This window comes from Phenylobacterium sp., from assembly GCF_035276905.1.
GTDB lineage: Bacteria > Pseudomonadota > Alphaproteobacteria > Caulobacterales > Caulobacteraceae > Phenylobacterium.
In genome coordinates this window covers 1-2,610 of sequence record NZ_DATELG010000264.1, presented here as the reverse complement: position 1 = coordinate 2,610, position 2,610 = coordinate 1, and the positions used below count along the sequence as shown (strand labels likewise).

The 2,610-nt window shown below is 69.2% G+C and carries 4 protein-coding genes; all 4 read left to right on the top strand.

Annotated elements, in window-relative coordinates:
- Nucleotides 1–357: thiamine pyrophosphate-dependent enzyme (locus tag VJS38_RS12415; RefSeq protein ID WP_324088460.1), on the top strand; the 357-nt coding region annotated here is incomplete at its 5' end.
- Nucleotides 354–1,790, top strand: coding sequence for a pyruvate dehydrogenase complex E1 component subunit beta (locus VJS38_RS12410; RefSeq protein WP_324088459.1), 1,437 nt, complete (start codon nt 354–356; stop codon nt 1,788–1,790). The genes VJS38_RS12415 and VJS38_RS12410, both read left to right, overlap by 4 nt.
- Nucleotides 1,787–2,194: a GFA family protein gene (locus tag VJS38_RS12405; RefSeq protein ID WP_324088458.1), complete on the top strand. Its 408-nt coding sequence runs from the start codon at nt 1,787–1,789 to the stop codon at nt 2,192–2,194. The genes VJS38_RS12410 and VJS38_RS12405 overlap by 4 nt, the downstream gene beginning before the upstream one ends.
- 81 nt (nt 2,195–2,275) lie before the next feature.
- Nucleotides 2,276–2,610: biotin/lipoyl-containing protein (locus VJS38_RS12400; RefSeq protein WP_324088457.1), on the top strand; the 335-nt coding region annotated here is incomplete at its 3' end.

The window sequence follows — 2,610 nt, the reverse complement described above, 5'->3', positions numbered from 1 at the left end:
GGCATGGACGTGCTGGCGGTCCAGGCGGCGGCGGCCAAGGCCGCCGAGCACGCGCGCTCGGGGCAGGGGCCCTACATCCTCGAAATGAAGACCTACCGCTACCGCGGCCACTCGATGAGCGACCCGGCCAAGTACCGCACGCGCGAGGAGGTCGACGAGATCCGCAAGACCCGCGACCCGATCGACCACGTCGAGGAGCTGCTCGAGAAGAAGGGCTGGGCCGACGAGGCGGCGCTGAAGGCGATCGACGCCGAGGTGAAGCGCATCGTTTCCGACGCCGCCGAATTCGCCCGCACCTCGCCAGAGCCCGACCCGGCCGAGCTCTACACCGACGTCTACACGGAGGCGCGCGCGTGACCGAGGTATTGATGCCGGCGCTCTCGCCGACGATGCAGGAAGGCACGCTCGCCAAGTGGCATGTGAAGGTCGGCGATGCGGTGAAGTCCGGCGACGTGATCGCCGAGATCGAGACCGACAAGGCGACCATGGAGGTTGAGGCGGTGGACGAGGGCGTGATCGAGGCCCTGCTGGTGCCCGAGGGCGCCCAGGAGGTGAAGGTCAACACGCCGATCGCCAGGCTTTCGGGCGAGGAGGGGGAGGCGGCCGGGCCGCCGCCCGCACCGGCCCTGACCGCGGAGGCCCAGCAGGTCGACACCGTCTCCGACAAGCCGGTCGCCAAGGAGCCCTCCGGCGACGCCGAGAAGAAGGCGCCGTCCGAGGCCAGGGCCCGGCCGGAAGGCGAGGGGCCGGCGGCCGTGACGCCGCCGACGCCGCTGACGGACCCCGATCTGCCGGCCGGGACCAACCTGATCCGCCAGACCGTGCGCGACGCCCTGCGCGACGCCATGGCCGAGGAGATGCGCCGCGACGGCGACGTCTTCCTGATGGGCGAGGAAGTCGCCCAGTACCAGGGCGCCTACAAGGTCAGCCGCGACCTCCTGCAGGAGTTCGGCGACCGTCGCGTGATCGACACGCCGATCACCGAGTATGGATTCGCGGGCCTGGGCGTCGGGGCCGCCATGGCGGGCCTGAAGCCGATCGTCGAATTCATGACCTGGAACTTCGCCATGCAGGCGATCGACCACATCATCAACTCGGCGGCCAAAACCCTCTACATGTCCGGCGGCCAGCTGAAGACCTCGGTGGTCTTCCGTGGTCCCAACGGCGCGGCCGCGCGCGTGGCCGCCCAGCACAGCCAGGACTATGCGCCCTGGTACGCCCACGTGCCCGGGCTCAAGGTGATCGCGCCCTATGACGCCGCCGACGCCAAGGGCCTCTTGAAAGCCGCCATCCGCGACCCCAACCCGGTCGTCTTCCTCGAGCACGAGATGCTTTACGGCCATGAGTTCGAGGTGCCGGAAGGGATCGACTGGGTGCTGCCCATCGGCAAGGCCAAGGTGCGCCGCGAGGGGACCGACGTCACCATCGTCGCCTATTCCCGCATGGTCGGCTTCGCCCTCGAGGCCGCCGAGCACCTGGCCAAGGAGGGGGTCGCGGCGGAGGTCGTCGACCTGCGGACGATCCGCCCGCTCGACCATGTGACCGTCGTCGAGAGCGTCAAGAAGACGAACCGCCTGGTCACGGTCGAGGAGGGCTGGAGCCCGATGGGCGTCGGCGCCGAGGTCGCGGCCCGCGTCGTCGAGCACGCCTTCGATTACCTGGACGCCCCGCCCGCGCGGGTCAGCCAGCGTGACGTGCCCTTGCCCTATGCGGCCAACCTGGAAGCGCTGTCGCTGCCCTCGGTCGAACGGATCGTCGAGGCGGTGAAGGCGGTGAGCTACAAGAAGTGAGCGCGGACGCCTTCACCTGGCGCGCAGGCGGCTGTCATTGCGGCGGTGTCCGCTTCGAGGTCGCCTTGCCCGCCGAGGTGGAGGCGCAGACCTGCAACTGCTCGATGTGCGCCAAGACCGGCTTCGTGCACATCATCGTGCCCGAAAGCCGGTTCCGGCTGACCAAGGGCGCCGAGCGGCTCAGCGAGTACAGCTTCAACACGCGCGTCGCGAAGCACATGTTTTGCGCCGAGTGCGGCGTGAAGAGCTTCTACCGTCCGCGTTCGAACCCCGACGGCTGGAGCGTCAACGCCCGCTGCCTCGACAGCCTGGAAGGCGTGGCCCTGCGGGTCGAGGCCTTCGACGGCCAGAACTGGGAAGCCAACGCCGCAAGCCTCTCCCACCTTTCCAGGGAGCCAGCATGAGCGGGGCGCCCATGCCTTTGACGACCGGCTGCTTGGCGCAAGACCCGCGCCGAAACCCGACCAAAGCCTGAGAAAGAATCCATGACGATCGACGTCCTGATGCCCGCGCTGTCGCCCACCATGCAGGAAGGCACGCTCGCCAAATGGCACGTGAAGGTCGGCGACACGGTGAAGTCCGGCGACGTGATCGCCGAAATCGAGACCGACAAGGCGACGATGGAGGTCGAGGCGGTGGACGAGGGCAAGGTGGCCGCCATCCTGGTCGACGAGGGCGCGCAGAACGTGAAGGTCAACACGCCGATCGCGACGCTCAATGGCGACAGCAACGCCGCCGCGCCCGCGCCGCAAGCCGCTGCGCCGGAACCGAAGCAGGAAGCCGCGCCGCAACGCGCCGAGACGCCCGCTGCGCCGGAACC